Source organism: Klebsiella quasivariicola, assembly GCF_002269255.1.
In the GTDB taxonomy this organism is placed as follows: Bacteria; Pseudomonadota; Gammaproteobacteria; order Enterobacterales; family Enterobacteriaceae; genus Klebsiella; species Klebsiella quasivariicola.
In genome coordinates this window covers 5,064,738-5,083,249 of the sequence record NZ_CP022823.1, presented here as the reverse complement: position 1 = coordinate 5,083,249, position 18,512 = coordinate 5,064,738, and the positions used below count along the sequence as shown (strand labels likewise).

Genomic DNA, 18,512 nt, shown 5'->3' with positions numbered 1-18,512 from the left:
ATCAGTGAGGGGGAAATTATAGGCGCGACGTGGCGGTTAGGATATCAGAATCAGGTTAATGCCCCGCCCATGCGGCACTGGGCGAAGCGCAGAATATCTTCTGCCAGCCGCCGGGCGGTATCCACGTCCGTCTGGCTACGCTTGATCAGCAGACGGCTCAGGCAGCCCTCGACGATCAGCTCCATCTGCTTGGCGACCATTTCCGGGTCGTCCACTTCTAATTGCGTCAGCAGTTCATGGGTGTAGGCCAGCGAGGCTCGCTTCTGCTGTTCCGCCAGCTGATGAATCGGGTGCTGAGGATCCGGATAGAAGGTGCAGGCGGCGATAAACAGACAGCCCGGGTACCGCTGGTTGCTGACGCAGGTGGTGAGGGCGGCATAGCGTGCCAGCAGCTTTTGCTCCGCGCTTAAGGTCTCGTCCAGCAGGAGCTGTCGACGCCAGGCGTCCACCTGCTGGCTCAGATAGCGAAGCGCGTCGTACAGCAGCGCTTCGCGGTCAGGCCAGAAGCGTTTCAGGTCGCTCGTCGGGCAGGACAAACGCTCAGCGACCATCTCCAGCGACGTGTTGGCGATACCTTCAATTTCAAGAATTTTAATGGCTTCTGCCAGGACGTCTTCACGTTGCACGGTGTTCTCCTCCATCTTTCCTCCTAAAGTGTCGCTCACGCTTGCCAATCGCGCAAATGGGCGCTGAATGCCGCGGCATCCATAAAACCGGTGACTCGCCGCTCAGGCTGTTCCTGACCCTCAGCGTTGAAGAACAGGATCGTCGGCAGACCCAGCACCTGCAGGTGTTTCAGCAGCGCGACGTCTTGCGGGCTGTTCTTCGTCACATCAACCTGTAATAACACGGTGCCTTTCAGCGCCTGCTGCACGTCAGGTGAACTAAAGGTGTATTTTTCAAACTCTTTGCAGGCCACACACCAGTCGGCGTAGAGATCGAGCATTACCGGCTGGCCTTTTGCCTGCGCCAGCGCCCGGTCAAGTTCGGCTACCGAACTGACGCGGGTGAAAGCCAGATGCGCCTGCTGTTCGGCCGCCGGGGCACCAAACGCCCAGTCCTGCAGAGGACGGGCGCTGACCAACGCGGCGGCAAGCAGAACAATTTGTGCCAGCCGCATCCACGGCCGGGTAGCGCCCAGCGAGGTGATAAACGCCCAGCAGAAGAAGGCGACACCAAGCATTGACCACAGACGCAATCCCCACCGATCGCCGATAATGCGCTCCAGCAGGAAGACGGGCAGGGCAAGGATCACAAACCCGAAGGCGGTTTTCACATGGCTCATCCACGGGCCGCTCTTCGGCAGCAGGCGGTTGCCAAACACGGTCACGAGGATCAATGGTAGCCCCATGCCCAGCGCGTACAGGTACAGCGTGCCGCCGCCCAGCCACAGATTACCGCTCTGGGCGATATACAACAGAATGGCGCTCAGCGGCGCAGTGGTGCAGGGGGAGCAGATCAGCCCGGCAATGGCGCCCATCGCGAAAACGCCTCCGGGCGAGCCGCCCTGGCGTTTATTGCTGAGCAGCGCCAGCCGCGTCTGGAGCGACGACGGCAGCTGCAGCGTGAACAGGCCGAACATGGAGAGCGCCAGCAGTATAAACACCACCGACAGGCCCACCAGAACATACGGGTGCTGCAGGGCCGCCTGGAACTGCAGCCCGGCGGCGGCCACCACCAGCCCCAGCGCGGTGTAGGTTAAGGCCATCCCCTGAACATAGATAAAGGCCAGAAGCAGGGCCCGCGCGGTGGAAAGCCGTTGTTTCCCGCCCAGCACGATGCCGGAAATCAGCGGGTACATCGGTAGCACGCAGGGGGTGAAGGCAATGCCAATGCCGATCAGCAGCGCCCACAGGGCGGTAAACGGCAGGCGAGCGGGAGTATCCGCTGGCGGCGCAGAGGCAGGCGCTTGCGCCGCCGGGCGCGGCTCGACCGGCAGCGGCGGGTTGAAGGCTGGACGAGGGTTCGGCGACGACATGGGAGCGGCGACGGTTGACTGAGCGTCGCTTGAGACCGTCAGCACGGCGCTCAGCGGGACCACTCTGGTCTCCGGCGGATAACAGAATCCAGCATCGGCGCAGCCCTGCCAGGTGACGGTGAGGGTGGCGTCTTTATCCGCCTGCTTTACCGTCACTGGCACGGTCAGGCGCTGGCGAAAGATCTCGCTTTTGCCGTAAAACTCATCTTCATGCCACTCTCCCGCCGGCAGCGCCGGTTCGTCGATCGTTGCGCCAGCGACGCTGAAGGTAAACTGTTGACGATAAAGATAATAACCATCCTTGATTTGCCAGCTCAGGTTGATGTCGTGCTGTTGCTGCTGAAAGTCAAAGGCGAAAGCTTGATCAGCAGGCACGAAGTTCGAGCGCCCTGGCGCATCGAATAACCCGGCGGTAACTGACGTGCTGCACAGCAGCAGAATCAGCGTAATGATGCGGTAAGCCATGAGAGGTAATCGTTGTCTCCATACGTGACGGGCAGAACCAGCAGTTCAGGGGTTTGATACGGGTGATGAGCCTTCAGACAGTCCAGCAACGCCTGCTGATGGGCAAGGTCTGTTTTGAGCAGCATCTGAACTTCATACTCCTGCTCCAGCTTTCCTTCCCAGTAATACAGCGAAGTGGCGCCCGGCAGCAGCGTGGCGCAGGCGGCAAGCTTGTCCGCCAGGGCTTTTGCCGCCAGATCCTGGGCGGTCGCTTCGTCCGGCGCGGTACAGAGAACAACAACAGCATCAGGCGTAGTCATTATGAACCTCGTATCAGCGAAAGAGGCACTATAACACGCAAGATGCGGGGAGATCAGGGTAACGCGCGGGGAAAGGAGGCAAACGGGAAGCGGGCCCTCAGCAGACCCGCCGCCAGCGGTATTTACAGCATAATCCCGCCAAAGATAAAGCCGAGGATCACGCACAGCGTGATAGCGATAACGCCAGGGATCAGGAAGGCGTGGTTAAAGACATATTTGCCGATGCGCGTCGAGCCAGTGTCGTCCATTTCTACCGCCGCCAGCAGGGTTGGGTAGGTTGGCAGGACGAACAGCGCGGAGACGGCGGCAAACGAGGCAATCGCCGTTAACGGGCTGACGCCCAGCAGCAGCGCGGCGGGCATCAGGGCTTTGGTGGTGGCTGCCTGCGAGTAGAGCAGCGTGGCGGCGAAGAACAGCACCACCGCCAGCAGCCACGGATAGTTGTGCAGCAGGTCGCCAGCCACGGCCTGGATATCGCTGATATGCGCCTTAACGAAGGTGTCTCCCAGCCAGGCGACGCCGAGTACGCAGACGCAGGCACTCATCCCGGACTTAAAGGTACTGGCGTTGAGCACCTCGCCAGTGTCGATTTTGCAGGTGATGCTAATCAGGGTGGCGATGGTCAGCATAAACACCACGATCGCCTCGTTACGCGGCAGCACCGGGTTCTTGATCAGGCCGACGGTATCGCTGATGGCGGTGGCGTAGAACATCACCGCCACAATGCCGATCAAAAACAGCAGGACGGAACGTTTGGCGTGCGGCTTCAGCTCAAATACCTGGCTGCCGCGCAGTCTGACTTCCCCCTTGGCCAGCCGTTCCTGATAAACCGGGTCGTCTTTCAGCTCGCAGCCGAGAAAGTTGCAGACAATCGCAGTGAGCATCACCGCCAGCAGGGTGACGGGAATACAGATGGCCAGCAGCATCAGGTAGCTGACGCCCAGCGGCTCCAGGAGCCCGGCAAAGAACACCACCGCCGCGGAGATAGGCGAGGCGGTGATTGCTATCTGGGAGGCCACCACCGCAATCGATAGCGGGCGAGAGGGACGAATACCTTGCTCTTTGGCCACTTCGGTTATCACCGGCAGCGTGGAGAAGGCGGTATGGCCGGTGCCGGCGAGCACGGTCATAAACCAGGTCACCAGCGGGGCAAGGAAGGTAATGTACTTCGGGTGGCGACGCAGCATCCGTTCGGCGAGACTAACCAGATAATCCATCCCGCCGGCGACCTGCATGGCGGCGATAGCGGCAATCACCGCCATAATGATTTCAATAACGTCGAAGGGGATTGCGCCCGGTTTAATTTGAAAAATAAGCGTCAGGACAAGGACGCCAAGGCCACCGGCAAAGCCGATACCGATGCCGCCCAGCCTGGCGCCGAGATAAATCGCCAGCAGGACAATAACCAGTTCTGCACCAAACATATATGCCTTCCTTGTTTTTTAACAAGTTGATATTGGATTGTTGTATTTTAGTAAAACTTAAAAGCAAAAAAGGCATGTCATCGCTGACATGCCTTTCAATGACTAACCTGAAAGATTACTGTTCGCTTTCATCGGTATAACGCTTCGCTTTATAAGCGGGATGCATCAGGTTTTGCGCGGAGAAAATATCATCCAGCTCCGCCGCCGTCAGCAGTCCACGCTCCAGCACCACTTCCCGTACGCTCTTGCCGGTTTCGGCGCAGATCTTGCCGACGATATCGCCATTGTGGTGGCCGATAAACGGGTTGAGGTAGGTGACAATGCCGATGGAGTTGTAGACGTAGCCTTCACACACCGCTTTATTGGCGGTGATGCCGTTAACGCATTTCTCCAGCAGGTTGTAGCAGGCGTTGGTCAGGATATGAATGGACTCGAACATCGCCTGGCCGATCACCGGCTCCATCACGTTCAGCTGCAGCTGGCCGGCTTCGGAGGCCATGGTCACGGTGGTATCGTTGCCGATGACTTTAAAGCAGACCTGGTTGACCACCTCCGGCACTACCGGGTTAACCTTCGCCGGCATAATAGAAGAGCCAGCCTGCAGCTCCGGCAGGTTGATTTCGTTGAGGCCGGCGCGCGGTCCGGAAGAGAGCAGACGCAGGTCGTTACAGATCTTGGACAGTTTCACCGCCAGGCGTTTCAGCGAGCTGTGAACCATGACGTATGCCCCGCAGTCCGAGGTGGCTTCAATCAGGTCTTCCGCCGGGACGACCGGTAAGTTGCTCACTTCCGCCAGCTTCTGCACCGCCAGCTGCTGATAGCCGTCCGGAGTGTTGAGGCGTGTACCGATCGCGGTGGCGCCGAGGTTCACCTCCAGCAGCAGCTCCGCAGTGCGCAGAATGCTTTTGGTCTCTTCATTAAGCAGCACATTGAAGGCATGGAACTCCTGGCCGAGGGTCATCGGCACGGCATCCTGCAGTTGGGTGCGGCCCATTTTGAGAATGTCCTCGAACTCCACGGCTTTCGCCTGGAAGCCTTCGCCCAGCTGTTTAATCGCATCGATTAACTTCAGAATGGAAGCATACACCGCGATGCGGAACCCGGTAGGGTAGGCATCGTTAGTAGACTGGCATTTGTTGACGTGATCGTTTGGGTTCAGGTACTGGTATTCGCCTTTCTGGTGGCCCATCAGCTCAAGGCCGATGTTTGCCAAAACTTCGTTGGTGTTCATGTTTACGGAGGTGCCGGCCCCGCCCTGGAAGACATCGACCGGGAACTGGTCCATGCATTTGCCGTTATTCAGGACCTCGTCACAGGCGGCGATAATTGCATTTGCCGCGCTTTTGGGAATGGTCTGCAGCTCCTTGTTCGCCAGCGCCGCGGCTTTCTTCACCATCACCATGCCGCGCACGAATTCTGGTATGTCGCTGATTTTGCTGTTGCTAATGTAGAAGTTTTCAATCGCTCGCAGAGTATGAACGCCGTAGTAAGCGTCTGCGGGAACTTCCCTGGTGCCCAACAGATCTTCTTCGATACGAATGTTGTTTAACATGTGAACCTTCTTTTCAAGCTGCCAATGAATTCACCAAATACACAGAATATCCAGGATTCAGTATATTTTCTGGCCGACGATTATTTCCTTAACCGGCCCGGTGCCCAAGATCATATGCTGATGATAGCGAATATCAGTAAGCTTGATCACTTATTACATCGCGGGTATGTGAAGATTTATTAATCTGTGAAATGAATCACCGCTTTTCTATTCCTGAGAAAAATAAGCATTTCCGCTGATTGAAAATTCGCGCATTACCCCCATCTTAGTGGGATGCGATCAGCAAATTGATGATTACGGGCGCTGAACGCAGCGCCCGTCGATGAAGGAGACGCCAGTGCGTTGGATTCCGTTTATTGCCTTTTTTCTTTACGTTTACATTGAGATATCGATCTTTATTCAGGTCGCGCACGTGCTGGGCGTCTTTATGACTCTGATTCTGGTGATCTTTAGCTCGGTGGTGGGGATGTCGCTGGTGCGTAACCAGGGCTTCAAAAACTTCCTGCTGATGCAGCAGAAGATGGCCGCGGGCGAGAGTCCGGCGGCGGAGATGATCAAAAGCGTATCGCTGATTATCGCCGGTCTGCTGCTGTTGCTCCCGGGATTCTTTACCGACTTCCTCGGCCTGCTGCTGCTTCTGCCGCCGGTGCAAAAGCACCTGACGATGAAGCTGATGCCGCATCTGCGTTTCAGCCGGATGCCGGGCGGCGGCTTTAGCGCCGGAACTGGCGGCGGGGAGACCTTCGAAGGGGAATTCCAGCGCAAGGATGAGCAACACGACCGTCTGGACCATAAGGACGATCGCCGCGAATAACATACAGCGGCCCGGTCAGCAGAGGCGTCCGGGCCGCTTTCTTTCCAGATCTATACGCTTCCCGTCGCCAGCCTGCGCTTTGGTAAAAACAGCCACAGCACCGCGAGCATCACCAGCGCGTACAGACTCTTCCAGCCGACCATCGTTAACAGCAGCAAACAGAGAATGCTGCCCACCACCGCCAATAGCCGATAGCGTCCGCGCAGCAAACGACAGCCCGCCAGCATGCACAGCAGATAGATCATGATGAAGATGCCGTTGGCATAGACGATCAGCGCGTCCAGATTGATATCGAGCAAATAAATACACAAGGTACTGATCACGCAGGAGCCCAGCACGGCGTTAAGGGCGTTGCGCGGGATCTGCCGCGGCGACAGGCGGGCGAGGTAGCTTTCGGGCTTATGCTGCGCCTGCGACCAGACCAGGCGGGCGAAGCTTTGAATATAGATGTTGAGGCTGGCGAAACAGGCGAGATAGCCGATGACGCAGGCCACCCACAGCGCTTCGACACCGAACAGACGGACCACGATGTTCGGTAATGACGCCGCCGCCGCCATCTCCTCGCCAAAGGCGTGGAAGTGCAGCACCAGCACGGTACAGGCCCAGTAGACCGAACCGGCAAGCAGCAGGCCTATCATCAGCGCCCTGGGGAAGTCACGCTCGGGATGTTTAAACTCCGAGGCAAGGTGAGCAAAGGCTTCCAGACCAACAAAGCACCAGAACATCACCGACAGCGCCGAAAAGAGCTGCCCGCGGTCAATTTCCGCCGGGGCCGGGAAGGGGATCAGCGCCGGGCTTATTCCACCGCGCCACCAGACGGCGACGATCAGCGCCACAATCAGTACGGCAACCAGCGTCTGCAGGTTGGCGCTGGAGCTGGCGCCACGCGAACCGACCCACCAGACGACGGCCAGGGTACCCAGCTCCGCCAGCAGCAACTGTGTATCGTGCCAGCCGAACAGCGCCTGGCCAAAGCCGGTGGCGATGTGCAGGGCGGCGGGGAGCCCGACCGGGATAACCGATAAAAACAGCCAGCCGGTGACGCTGGCCAGACGTGGGCCAAAGGCCATATCGACAAAGTGAGCTACACCGCCCGCGCTGGGAAAATGGCGGCCCAGCAGGGCGAACACGATGGCGACCGGGAAAACGAGGAGAATGAGCAGCGGCCATGCCCACAGGCTGTTATCGCCAGCGACCAGCGCCGCCAGCGCCGGGACAGCGAAGACGCCAGTACCCAGCAATGAGGTGGAAAGCAACCCGACTCCCTGTCCCAGCCCTAACTCCTGTTTTAAACCACTCATGATTCAATCCTGCGCCAGTGAAAAAAAAGAGAGTATCACAATCGCTTTTCCTTATGACCGATTGCCTGGCATGGCCGCTTTTTGTGCGCCAGCGCAAAGGTAAAAATTTTTTTTAATTTTGCCCTTGAAGCCGGAAATGGCCATCCCCATCTCTCTCTGCACTAGCCGGTAAACCGCGTTCGGCCCGGCGTCACCCATAACTGATAATGACTTTCTCGAAGGAGAGCTATCAATGAGTATTCGTCCGTTACATGATCGTGTGATCGTCAAACGTAAAGAAGTTGAAACCAAATCTGCGGGCGGCATCGTTCTGACCGGTTCTGCAGCAGCTAAGTCAACGCGTGGCGAAATCATCGCTGTCGGTAAAGGCCGCATCCTGGAAAACGGGACTGTGCAGCCGCTGGACGTTAAAGTTGGTGACATCGTGATTTTCAACGATGGCTACGGCGTGAAGACTGAAAAGATCGACAACGAAGAAGTACTGATCATGTCCGAAAGCGACATCCTGGCAATTGTTGAAGCGTAATTCGCACGACCCTGAACGAATTTGAGGAATAAAAGAAATGGCAGCAAAAGACGTAAAATTCGGTAACGACGCTCGTGTAAAAATGCTGCGCGGCGTAAACGTACTGGCAGATGCAGTTAAAGTAACCCTGGGTCCGAAAGGCCGTAACGTGGTTCTGGATAAGTCCTTCGGCGCGCCGACCATCACCAAAGATGGTGTTTCCGTTGCACGTGAAATCGAACTGGAAGACAAGTTCGAAAACATGGGCGCGCAGATGGTGAAAGAAGTTGCCTCTAAAGCGAACGACGCGGCAGGCGACGGTACCACCACCGCAACCGTACTGGCTCAGGCTATCGTGAACGAAGGCCTGAAAGCTGTTGCTGCGGGCATGAACCCGATGGATCTGAAACGTGGTATCGACAAAGCTGTCGTTGCTGCTGTTGAAGAACTGAAAGCGCTGTCCGTACCGTGCTCCGACTCTAAAGCGATTGCTCAGGTTGGTACTATCTCCGCTAACTCCGACGAAACCGTAGGTAAACTGATCGCGGAAGCGATGGATAAAGTTGGTAAAGAAGGCGTGATCACCGTTGAAGACGGTACTGGTCTGGAAGACGAACTGGACGTAGTTGAAGGTATGCAGTTCGACCGCGGCTACCTGTCTCCGTACTTCATCAACAAGCCGGACACCGGTGCCGTTGAGCTGGAAAGCCCGTTCATCCTGCTGGCTGACAAAAAAATCTCCAACATCCGCGAAATGCTGCCGGTTCTGGAAGCCGTAGCGAAAGCGGGCAAACCGCTGGTTATCATCGCTGAAGACGTTGAAGGCGAAGCGCTGGCGACCCTGGTGGTTAACACCATGCGCGGCATCGTTAAAGTGGCTGCGGTGAAAGCACCGGGCTTCGGCGACCGTCGTAAAGCTATGCTGCAGGATATCGCCACTCTGACTGGCGGTACCGTTATCTCTGAAGAGATCGGTATGGAGCTGGAAAAAGCGACTCTGGAAGACCTGGGCCAGGCGAAACGCGTGGTTATCAACAAAGACACCACCACCATCATTGATGGCGTTGGCGAAGAATCCGCAATCCAGGGCCGTGTTGCTCAGATCCGTAAGCAGATCGAAGAAGCGACCTCCGACTACGACCGTGAAAAACTGCAGGAACGTGTCGCTAAACTGGCTGGCGGCGTAGCAGTAATCAAAGTCGGTGCGGCTACCGAAGTTGAAATGAAAGAGAAAAAAGCACGCGTCGACGACGCCCTGCACGCAACCCGTGCTGCGGTTGAAGAAGGCGTGGTGGCTGGCGGCGGCGTAGCGCTGGTTCGCGTTGCAGCGAAACTCACTGGCCTGACCGGTCAGAATGAAGATCAGAACGTCGGTATCAAAGTTGCGCTGCGTGCAATGGAAGCACCGCTGCGTCAGATCGTGTCCAACGCCGGTGAAGAGCCGTCTGTTGTGGCAAACAACGTGAAAGCAGGCGACGGTAACTACGGTTACAACGCGGCAACTGAAGAATACGGCAACATGATCGACTTCGGTATCCTGGACCCAACCAAAGTAACCCGTTCAGCTCTGCAGTACGCGGCTTCCGTGGCTGGTCTGATGATCACCACCGAGTGCATGGTGACCGACCTGCCGAAAGGTGATGCGCCTGATTTAGGTGCTGCCGGCGGCATGGGTGGCATGGGCGGTATGGGCGGCATGATGTAATCGTGCGCTCTACGGCTTAAAAAAGCAGAAACCCCTGGCCAGCAATGGCTGGGGGTTTTTTATTGTTATTTTTAATCATCCTCTTCGTAACCCTGGTACAAAATCAGTGCTGTGCTAAATCAGTGATCTTCGTCTTTTCGGAGACTTCGGATAAATTCATCCGGATCATGTCATTTACTGATTAATACTTTCTCTCATTGATTGTATTCCTGCGCCAGTTCTCGAGATCGTCCTGCGCCTCTTCTAGTGACAGAAGCCAGTGAATGTTCAGGCTGTTATTAAGTGATTGAATTAACGGGTTATCCGTTGATTTTCCTGTTTAGTCTGGTACTGTGTTAAGGGAGGAGAATAATCAGTTTAAAATTACATAAGCTTAATTAATAATTATAAATGGAAATTGATGTGTGAAAAGATTTGCTACTGGAACGGGGTATTAAAAGTATAAAAAAATGTAATAAGTTTCTTATATTCTATTGATGTGTTGATCAATTCTAATCACTAAATTGGTTTATTGTAATAAACCTATAGATGAAATTTATAATAATGATGTTTTATTTTTTAGAATGATTTGCTAATAAAAAAGAAGTGATAAATTTTTCAAATAAAAAATTGAAATGGGAAAAAACATAAAAGGTACAACGTCGTACCTTTTTATGTTGAAAAATAAATCGAGATTAATAAATGCCCGGAGTACCGTTAAAGATACCTTCTAAACTATCAATCGCGATCTGTTTTGACTGATCCCAGCCCAGGAAGAAACCTGCTGCGGCACCGTTAATTGCGCCAACGATAATGCCATAGAGCCCACCGATCATCATACCGATGGTACCAACGCCAAAGATACCGCCGTTATCGCTGCCGTGGGAGCCACCAACGATGCTACCACCACCTGCGGTAATTGCACCTAACAGCAAAGCAGAAGCGACTGCTTCAACGCCGTTTGATGCAATAGATGAAATCGCCGATCCCAGGGATGAGAAGTCCCAGCTATAAGCACCAGAGATTGATTCCATTTCAATTACAGATAATTCTTTCATTTTATGTCCTTATTTTAATCAGTGGTGAAATTAGAAAATGCCGGTTGTTCCATCAATCAAACCTTTATAACCGTCCATGGTCAGTTGCATAGAATCATCCCAACCAAGTAAGGCACCGGTAATAGCACCGATAATACCGCCAGCGATCAGCCCCCATAAGCCACCAACGGCCATACCAATGGTACCAACGCCGAAGATCCCGCCGTTATCGCTGCCATGAGTTCCACCAATAGAACTGCCGTAGCTAGCAAGAATCGATCCCAGAGTGACCGCGGATGCTACCGCTTCAACGCCGTTTGATACGATAGAAGTCAGTGCTGAACCCAGGGAGGAAAAATCCCAGCTGTATGCACCAGCAATGGATTCCATTTCAATTACTGATAACTCTTTCATTAATGCTCCTTGAAAAAAGAATAAAACTTACAATTGTATATTAGATCGAACCAATATTTTCTTCCTTATTAATCAATATACATTGGTCAATAATATAACGTGAATGCCAAGAAGCATTCCTGTTACTGGAAGCCGTTACAGAATAAATATCCAATTCTGTTTTTCAACTCATCTTTACATGAATTATTGCTGCTTAATGAACTGTGAGGTTAGGTTCACATCACAGTTCATTTTAAGTTTTATTAATATTGATTTATCGTGAAGGTCATTGCAGCATTAGCAGTCCCTGATTTAACCGTCCCGATACGTTTATAGTGAGCAACAAGTGGGATCTCTACTGAGCTCTCCATATTGGTATGATATTTGGTTTCACTAGAGAAAACTAAAGGAGAACGATCGTTAGCATTAAGTATCTCAATTGCTATACCTGTGGCGGCATCTGAATTACTGGTGTCAACATTAAGTATACCTTTTCCAGTACTACCGGTCGTTGGGTCAAAAGAAACGTAGACAGCATTAGCATCCTTTTGACAATTAAGCTTAACGGAGAACTTGGTATCCGTAGACGTGCTTCCAACAGACGTAAATGAAGAAGCAAGGTGATTACCAAGCTGAATATTTTGAATTCGTGAACTAGGGTCGGTTACGCAGCTTTTAGTAATCCAGGAAATTTTTGCTTTAATAGATATTTTTGCTACAACCCAGTCATCAACATTAAACTGGGCCGCGAGACCATAATTCGTCGTTCCTTGACCGACAGTGCCTGTTTTAATGAAGCTAATGACCGTTTTTTTATCGGTAGACCAATATAATAAGTCGCCAGAAGTCATAGACGCTGAATAAGGGACGGCTTTTGAAGATTGTACAAGATCTCGTATTTGAATACCGATACCATCAATACCTGAGGCATAAATATTACCATAAACATTCGAGCTCACTAATGTCTGGAAAGAGCCAAGCATTTTAGAGGTATATTTACCTCTTCCTGAGTTTAAAGGACAGGTTATCTTTGGGCCTTCTGTATCGAGGCGAGCTGTATAGAGAGTTGCGCCAACCTCGGCATCTGGATCGATAGCTATTGAAGACAAATTTAAAGTATACGTCTTGCCGTCCAACACAACACAGCCAGTCGCAGCAGCTAAGCACTGCGAACTATAGATACCGATAAAGGTGGTGATAATAGCCACCATAATTTTATACATAGTCAGGTCCTTCTTTCGTTAGTAGTGGCACACAAGTTGACTTTGTTGAATACCGCTTGTTTTTTCAGCATCCGAAAATTGATAATTTGCACGACACTGCTGAGAAGCCTTTTTACCCCACTGAACTGATAGTGCCCCTTCCAAAGGCAAACCAGCCATATAAACCTGACCATTATCACTGACGATACCATTACGAACTTCTTGTGACGTCTCTGCAACGCTGTTTACCATAGCACCAAATGGGACTGGCTTATTATTGGTATCAATTAGACGAAACATAGCCCTGATCCCTTTTTTACCTGTGTATTGAGCTAATACTATAGCTCCACGTGTTGGTACCACTGTAGCAGTCGTTGTATCTAAATCAACGTCTTCAGGCATTGTTTCTGTATCAAGAACAACATCATTTCTGCGATACATCGTAATATTTGGAACTATCGCATAGCCACGGTAGTCTGTTTTTACACCGGTATTTCCAATAACACGAGTACCGGTCACTCCGGGCGCTTTTACAAGAGCACTTGTATCACTAAAAGATTGTCCAGCTGTAATACCATTGCGATGCACAATTACACCACCGTTAATACCATAATTAAGGCGTTGCCACTCATGATCATAGTTGTAGCTACCGTAAATTTCACCATAGCTACCCTTATAGTCGACGCCAGCATTACCACTGCTGAAGTCTCGATTATCGTATTGCTGTTGTAAGTTCCAGCTCAGATTATTATCTGCCAACGCAAGCCCGGATAAACCGACACTATTACTGGTTGAACCAGGATCGCTATTATTCAAGCCATAGGTTACCCAAGTATTCGGCATCCAAATATCGAGAGGAATATTGACGTTGAATGAAAATATATTATCAGTGGAATAATTCCTTCCGTAGCCCTCATAGTCAGTTGAGGAGCGAGAATGGGAGTAGTTTAAATTATACGTAATACCGCTCCAGCTATTGCTGTAACCTACGTTAAATGAGTTATTCCTGCGACGCTGATTCCAGTAATCCTCCATTACACCACCGATGTTAAAATAGCCTAACTTATCACCGAGGCTTTGGCTTACGGTAATTTCAGTTCTATTTTTAACGCGATCGTTGTAATAGTATTTATAGTCATCACGATATGTTTCAAGAACATCTGAAAGGGTATTAAAGCCGCTCGTTGAGTAACGATAGCCTGCAATCGCTATATTTGTGCCTATATCGTTCAGGTTTTTGCTGTAGCGTATACGCACAGATTGGCCCGATATCTTATCTTGATCTTGCTTCGTCGACCAGGCCTGTGTTACGTCTAAAGAAACAGCACCAAGTACACCCAGGTTGTTACCGACGCCAATGGCCACTGATTGATATTTTGAAGCAGCTTGGAATCCCCCGTATAGGGTGGTGTTGTATGGTAAACCGTAGCTGGCCGTTGCTTGTGAAAACGGAGTATAGTCAACGCTACCGTCAGAGGAGCGGTATTGTCCTGATGTAATGCTGTATTTTAAACTACCTTCACGACGCAATACGGGAAGTGAAGCATAAGCTACAACAAAATTCTGTTGAGTTCCGTCCGCTTCTTCGATAGTGACATTGAGGTCTCCATTGCCACCTGTTGAATACAGATCGGTGATCTCAAAGGCTCCTGGAGGAACGAAAGATTGGTAAATAATATATCCACTTTGTTTAATAATAACTTTTGCGTTACTTTTCGCAATCCCTCGTACTACAGGTGCATATCCCTGGATACTTTCCGCATCCATGTAATCGTCTGAGTTTAATTGCGCACCACGATATGGCACACTATCAAAAATATCAGCATCTGAAGTGCTTTCACCTAATGTTAATACGCTTTTAAGTGAAATAATATTTCGTTCAGCATAGGTATAAATAGTATCCCATTTGCCATTGCTATCATCATCATAACTATCTTTATTCCACGTAGTATAGTTTTTAATACGCCATGGTCCGATATTTAAGCCTGGTAGTAAGTTGACACTATGGTTCTCTTGATCTGATAATCCGTTATCCCGTGCATAGCTACTGGTTCCATTATATCTATAATTTAAATAGAACGCGTTAATACCATTGTCAAATTCATCAGGTGAAACATACCCACGAACCGTTGAGGATACTGCGGCCTGCGGAACACTTAACTCAAGCTTCTGTAAGTTAAAGTTAAAATCAACAGAGGCTTCTGGAATGGAACTGATAATGACGCAACCATTAGCGTTTGTTTTTAATGAAGAGATTGCTTTTACCTTAATACCATAACCACTTAATTCCTCTGTTGATAAGCATGGGTATAGTTTAAGCTCTTCTCCCGCCTCGTTAAGATAGCTTGCTTTTTGTTCTGCCGTAGAAAAGAAATCAACATCTTTGGTATCGACGACGGTACCATTGATGATAATGTCAACCCGGTATTTCCCAGGGGCCTGAGAATTTGCCACTTCAAAAGCCGAAAGGTCCGGACTCACGTCTGAACCGTTTAGATCGGTAAGAAATGCTGGGTTAAAAAATTCTCTTGCATGTAGCTCAGAAGATATGGCTAACACGCCGATACTTATAAGAGCTAAACAGCATGGAGATAATTTGAATTTTTTAATCATTACCTCGTCCTTGGGTTTTATATAATTATATTTTATGCATCAAGCTCAACTAGAAACTGCTTTGATAAAGGTCGCTTTGGCCACCCATGTCATTGATGATTTTCCATTCTACTTTCCCACCGCTACCTGCAGGCAATGAGTAACTTGCTGAGGAGAATGGTGCAACGAAGTTTTTATCTTTCATGACTATTGATTGACCATTCACCTTGATAAACATGAAATTAATGTAAAAAGCTGACGGGTTTTTGACGATAATCTGATTGCCATTTTTTGACCATGATAATTCTTTAGCATGGTTTACTGGCACGTCATCGCTTAGTCCTTTCGGGCGGAAAATGAGCTTAAGTCTGGTACGAACTGCAATTTGCAACGTATTACGATCGGCATCTGTCGTACTGGCTGGGATTGACGTCGTATTAAAAAAGAAAAGTGACTCACGATCGGCAGGCAAAACGCCATCAAGCTTAAAGATCCTGACAACATTTTTTTGTTTACCTTCCAGACGGAAGAGTGGGGGAGTAACTAAAAAGTGAGTCCCAGCATTATTATTATTTTCAATCCACGACTTAATTAGATAAGGAGTACTGTCCAGGTTATCAAGGGATACGCTCGCCTCCTTTTTACCTTCTGCATAAATTATACGAGTCGTTCCGACCTGTACTCCTGCGTAGCAGGCGAGAGAGGTAGAAAAAAGGAGTATAATGGATAGCAATGAATTTAAGATTCGCATAATGCACCATATATAAAAATGCCTCTCATATAAATGAGAGGCATTGATAATTAGTAAGTTACCAGCAGGGTCGCAACGCCATTTGCAGTACCAGCGTCAACGGTGCTTTCAACTTGTGCATAAGTTGCTTTAAATGCAACATCTGCGGCGCCAGCTGTCAGCGGAATTGCAGCAGATTTCTCACCCAGTTTCAGGTGATTGTTGTTGGAATCCATCAGCTGGATGGCAACACCTTTTGCAACACCAGTGTTACCATAACCGGTCAGTTTCAGGTAGTCATTCAGCCCATTGTAATAGTCGCCGTCAAAAGTCACATAAGCGTCGGTTTTGGTAGTCGGGCAACCTGACAGGGAGATAGTGATCGCAGCCAGACCAGAACCGTTACCTGCAGTGGAACCGACGCCAGAGAATGCAGATTTTGGTACAGAGCCGAGAGTAACCTGACCGGTAGAAGAACCAGTATTTTGTACATCGACAGTACATGCGCCATCAGTAATGTCACCGATAAAGTTAATGGTGCCATCGTTAGCGCTAGCATTGAATGCTACAAGGCCGCTTGCGGCGATCAGTGCTGCGATAATACGTTTATTCATTTGAAAATTCCTTATTTCATTTCTAGATGATAGTTTTAAAAACCAGTTAACTTCTAAAAGCGCAGGAGTTTTAAGCATACTGATACAACACACACTTATTTCCCTTTGCCTGCAGTGGACCTTCGCGTTGGCGAGTGTTCCACAGCGCAACGAAAGTAATGCACAATGGGTGAGGTCACGTAATGAATTTGATGTGACTTTTACTACGTGAGAGTGTGAAATTTATCGAATTTATTTGTTCATAGAATACAATGCTTTGATTTATTATTGATGAGGTGGTTTTATTTTGTTTGTATCATTTTATTGATGTATCTTTATTCGCTCAAGAAAGAATAAAATATTTTTGTCATGAACATTAAAAAACAAAGATTATGTGAGTTCTTAATATTTGGTGTTTTGGAAAAAATTCAAAATGCCAGTTTTTAGAGAAATAATATGTTTTACAGTGGGTTATAGCACGAAAAGTATGCCAGGTATCAAGCGATATCGCCTATCTTTATGCTCAGATGGCTGCCATACACTGCGACAGGTGTCCGGAAGGCACACACCGCTCTTTACGATAGATTAATAATTTCAATTTGATCATCTTTTTAGTATAAGTTGTAGATGTGAGGCTAGTGTGCCCAACTAAATGATTATGGGGAGCAACATGCAGGTGAAATATTTTGCAGTGATAATTGGGGCTTCGCTACTGCTGGCAGGATGCAGTTCGAGCAGTGATTTGACCGCAGGAGGGGAGGCGGTACGCTTCGTGCAGGAGAAACCAGGTACTGAATGCCAGTTGTTAGGTACCGCGACGGGGAAACAAAGCAACTGGCTCTCTGGGCAAAACGGTGATGAGGGTGGCTCGATGCGGGGGGCTGCAAATGCCCTGCGAAATCACGCTGCCGCGATGGGGGGGAACGTGATTTATGGGGTGAGCAGCCCAACTCAAGGGCTACTTTCCAGTTTCGTACCTACGGATAGTGAGATGAATGGTCAGGTTTATAAGTGCCCAGACTAATCGTTTCGATTTGGCTCTCCTTCTTCGAAGGAGAGCTTTTCCCTTAAATCTCAAGTTTTGCCTGTTGCTCAATAAAAAATGTCTTTAATGGATGCAGACAGGCTTCCAAACTATCCATGTTGCCAACAGTCGGAATAACTTTACTGAATATCTCGCACAAGGAATACTTTTCATTTACTACCCTTAATTTTGGACACTGTTCATTGATGCGTATAGTGATACTATTTTCTGCTTCAGAAGGATGAACTGCATTCGTTTTAATTACGGCTCCGGAGAGAATTTTTTTACCATTTTCGGTTTCATAACAATAAAGTACCGCGAGATGGTGAGAAAATAGATTCTGTTTCCATAATTCGTGTTCAAAATATTCATAGTTAAAACGAGTATCTTCCATAATTTGCACTGCATACAGCATCACAAAATCTGTAGTGGAATCTATAAGGTTGAGAAAATCTTCGGCATCAGCGTGTAAAAATGCCTGGCGTATTGCAAGTAGAAGTACCTCCGCTTGCGTGTCATCAATTGTGATAATTTCAATTTGCTCTGATTGAAGCATGGCGATCAGCGTTGAGTCCGATTTTCCTGGTTTGAGCGTTAATGACGCGATTCTTCTCTCAGGTTCAGGCATCTGTACTTCGTTAGTATCTATTTCTGGAATGTTTTTTATACAAATCTCTGCCTGCTCATGCAGCTGATCCCGATAGGTTTCACCATGTTCTAACAATCGATGAGCTACCCTGTGTAATTGATTTCTTAAAATAATTAACAAATCAGCTAATGTCGTATATTGTAAATAATATGTTCGACATGTGTTGTCTTCTTTTTTGATTTTCAGCGCCAGAGCAAGAAAATTATCATTTTGCTTTATGATTGCGGTGTTAAAACCTAGCACAGTACTTATCATATGGTTATCCTTTTC

At 49.6% G+C, this 18,512-nt stretch carries 17 protein-coding genes; 4 read left to right on the top strand and 13 right to left on the bottom strand.

All coding sequences use genetic code 11. The annotated features are described in order from the left end of the window. Positions 1-50: 50 nt before the first annotated feature. The 5 genes from B8P98_RS25580 to aspA all read right to left on the bottom strand — a co-directional run bounded on the left by B8P98_RS25580 (position 51) and on the right by aspA (position 5,718). The gene (locus B8P98_RS25580) at positions 51-626 is read right to left on the bottom strand and encodes a transcriptional regulator (RefSeq protein ID WP_025712589.1); all 576 of its coding nucleotides are present in this window, start codon (positions 624-626) and stop codon (positions 51-53) included. 35 nt (positions 627-661) lie between these two features. Continuing rightward, the gene (locus B8P98_RS25575; RefSeq protein ID WP_095033547.1) at positions 662-2,443 is read right to left on the bottom strand and encodes a protein-disulfide reductase DsbD; all 1,782 of its coding nucleotides are present in this window, start codon (positions 2,441-2,443) and stop codon (positions 662-664) included. After that, positions 2,419-2,742 (bottom strand): divalent cation tolerance protein CutA, encoded by a 324-nt coding sequence (cutA, locus tag B8P98_RS25570; RefSeq protein ID WP_025712591.1) that lies wholly within the window; start codon positions 2,740-2,742, stop codon positions 2,419-2,421. The genes B8P98_RS25575 and cutA overlap by 25 nt, the downstream gene beginning before the upstream one ends. A gap of 122 nt (positions 2,743-2,864) precedes the next feature. Beyond that, positions 2,865-4,166 carry an anaerobic C4-dicarboxylate transporter gene (locus tag B8P98_RS25565; RefSeq protein WP_025712592.1) on the bottom strand — a complete coding sequence of 434 codons (1,302 nt, stop codon included), beginning with the start codon at positions 4,164-4,166 and terminating at the stop codon, positions 2,865-2,867. Positions 4,167-4,281: 115 nt separating this feature from the next. Beyond that, positions 4,282-5,718, bottom strand: a complete 1,437-nt coding sequence (aspA, locus tag B8P98_RS25560; RefSeq protein WP_025712593.1) for an aspartate ammonia-lyase — start codon at positions 5,716-5,718, stop codon at positions 4,282-4,284. 337 nt (positions 5,719-6,055) lie between these two features. On the opposite strand from aspA, the gene B8P98_RS25550 reads away from it, so the two are divergent. Next, a complete protein-coding gene (locus tag B8P98_RS25550) occupies positions 6,056-6,532 on the top strand; it encodes an FxsA family protein (protein ID WP_025712594.1) in 477 nt (158 codons plus the stop codon). A gap of 50 nt (positions 6,533-6,582) precedes the next feature. Here B8P98_RS25550 and yjeH read toward each other — a convergent pair whose 3' ends face one another. Beyond that, on the bottom strand, positions 6,583-7,833 hold the full coding sequence (yjeH, locus tag B8P98_RS25545; RefSeq protein WP_095033545.1) for an L-methionine/branched-chain amino acid transporter: 1,251 nt from the start codon (positions 7,831-7,833) through the stop codon (positions 6,583-6,585). 232 nt (positions 7,834-8,065) lie between these two features. Between yjeH and B8P98_RS25540 the strand changes: the two genes are divergently transcribed. Beyond that, positions 8,066-8,359, top strand: a complete 294-nt coding sequence (locus B8P98_RS25540; RefSeq protein WP_004152420.1) for a co-chaperone GroES — start codon at positions 8,066-8,068, stop codon at positions 8,357-8,359. Between the two features lie 37 nt (positions 8,360-8,396). After that, a complete protein-coding gene (groL, locus tag B8P98_RS25535; RefSeq protein WP_025712596.1) occupies positions 8,397-10,043 on the top strand; it encodes a chaperonin GroEL in 1,647 nt (548 codons plus the stop codon). 674 nt (positions 10,044-10,717) lie between these two features. Here the strand turns inward: groL and B8P98_RS25530 are convergent. The 6 genes from B8P98_RS25530 to B8P98_RS25505 form a co-directional block, all read right to left on the bottom strand. Beyond that, positions 10,718-11,080 (bottom strand): hypothetical protein, encoded by a 363-nt coding sequence (locus tag B8P98_RS25530; RefSeq protein ID WP_025712597.1) that lies wholly within the window; start codon positions 11,078-11,080, stop codon positions 10,718-10,720. 30 nt (positions 11,081-11,110) lie between these two features. Beyond that, positions 11,111-11,473, bottom strand: coding sequence for a hypothetical protein (locus B8P98_RS25525; protein ID WP_009309364.1), 363 nt, complete (start codon positions 11,471-11,473; stop codon positions 11,111-11,113). A gap of 242 nt (positions 11,474-11,715) precedes the next feature. After that, a complete protein-coding gene (locus B8P98_RS25520) occupies positions 11,716-12,675 on the bottom strand; it encodes a fimbrial protein (protein WP_042929398.1) in 960 nt (319 codons plus the stop codon). A gap of 18 nt (positions 12,676-12,693) precedes the next feature. Beyond that, positions 12,694-15,267 (bottom strand): fimbria/pilus outer membrane usher protein, encoded by a 2,574-nt coding sequence (locus B8P98_RS25515; protein WP_042929400.1) that lies wholly within the window; start codon positions 15,265-15,267, stop codon positions 12,694-12,696. A gap of 49 nt (positions 15,268-15,316) precedes the next feature. Further along, positions 15,317-15,997, bottom strand: coding sequence for a fimbrial biogenesis chaperone (locus B8P98_RS25510; protein WP_025712599.1), 681 nt, complete (start codon positions 15,995-15,997; stop codon positions 15,317-15,319). 50 nt (positions 15,998-16,047) lie between these two features. After that, a complete protein-coding gene (locus B8P98_RS25505) occupies positions 16,048-16,590 on the bottom strand; it encodes a fimbrial protein (protein WP_025712600.1) in 543 nt (180 codons plus the stop codon). Between the two features lie 649 nt (positions 16,591-17,239). Between B8P98_RS25505 and B8P98_RS25500 the strand changes: the two genes are divergently transcribed. Further along, positions 17,240-17,593 carry a DUF4156 domain-containing protein gene (locus B8P98_RS25500; RefSeq protein ID WP_025712601.1) on the top strand — a complete coding sequence of 118 codons (354 nt, stop codon included), beginning with the start codon at positions 17,240-17,242 and terminating at the stop codon, positions 17,591-17,593. A gap of 43 nt (positions 17,594-17,636) precedes the next feature. On the opposite strand, the gene yjeJ is transcribed toward B8P98_RS25500, so the two are convergent. Then, positions 17,637-18,497, bottom strand: coding sequence for a YjeJ family protein (yjeJ, locus tag B8P98_RS25495; protein WP_025712602.1), 861 nt, complete (start codon positions 18,495-18,497; stop codon positions 17,637-17,639). Positions 18,498-18,512 lie beyond the last annotated feature (15 nt).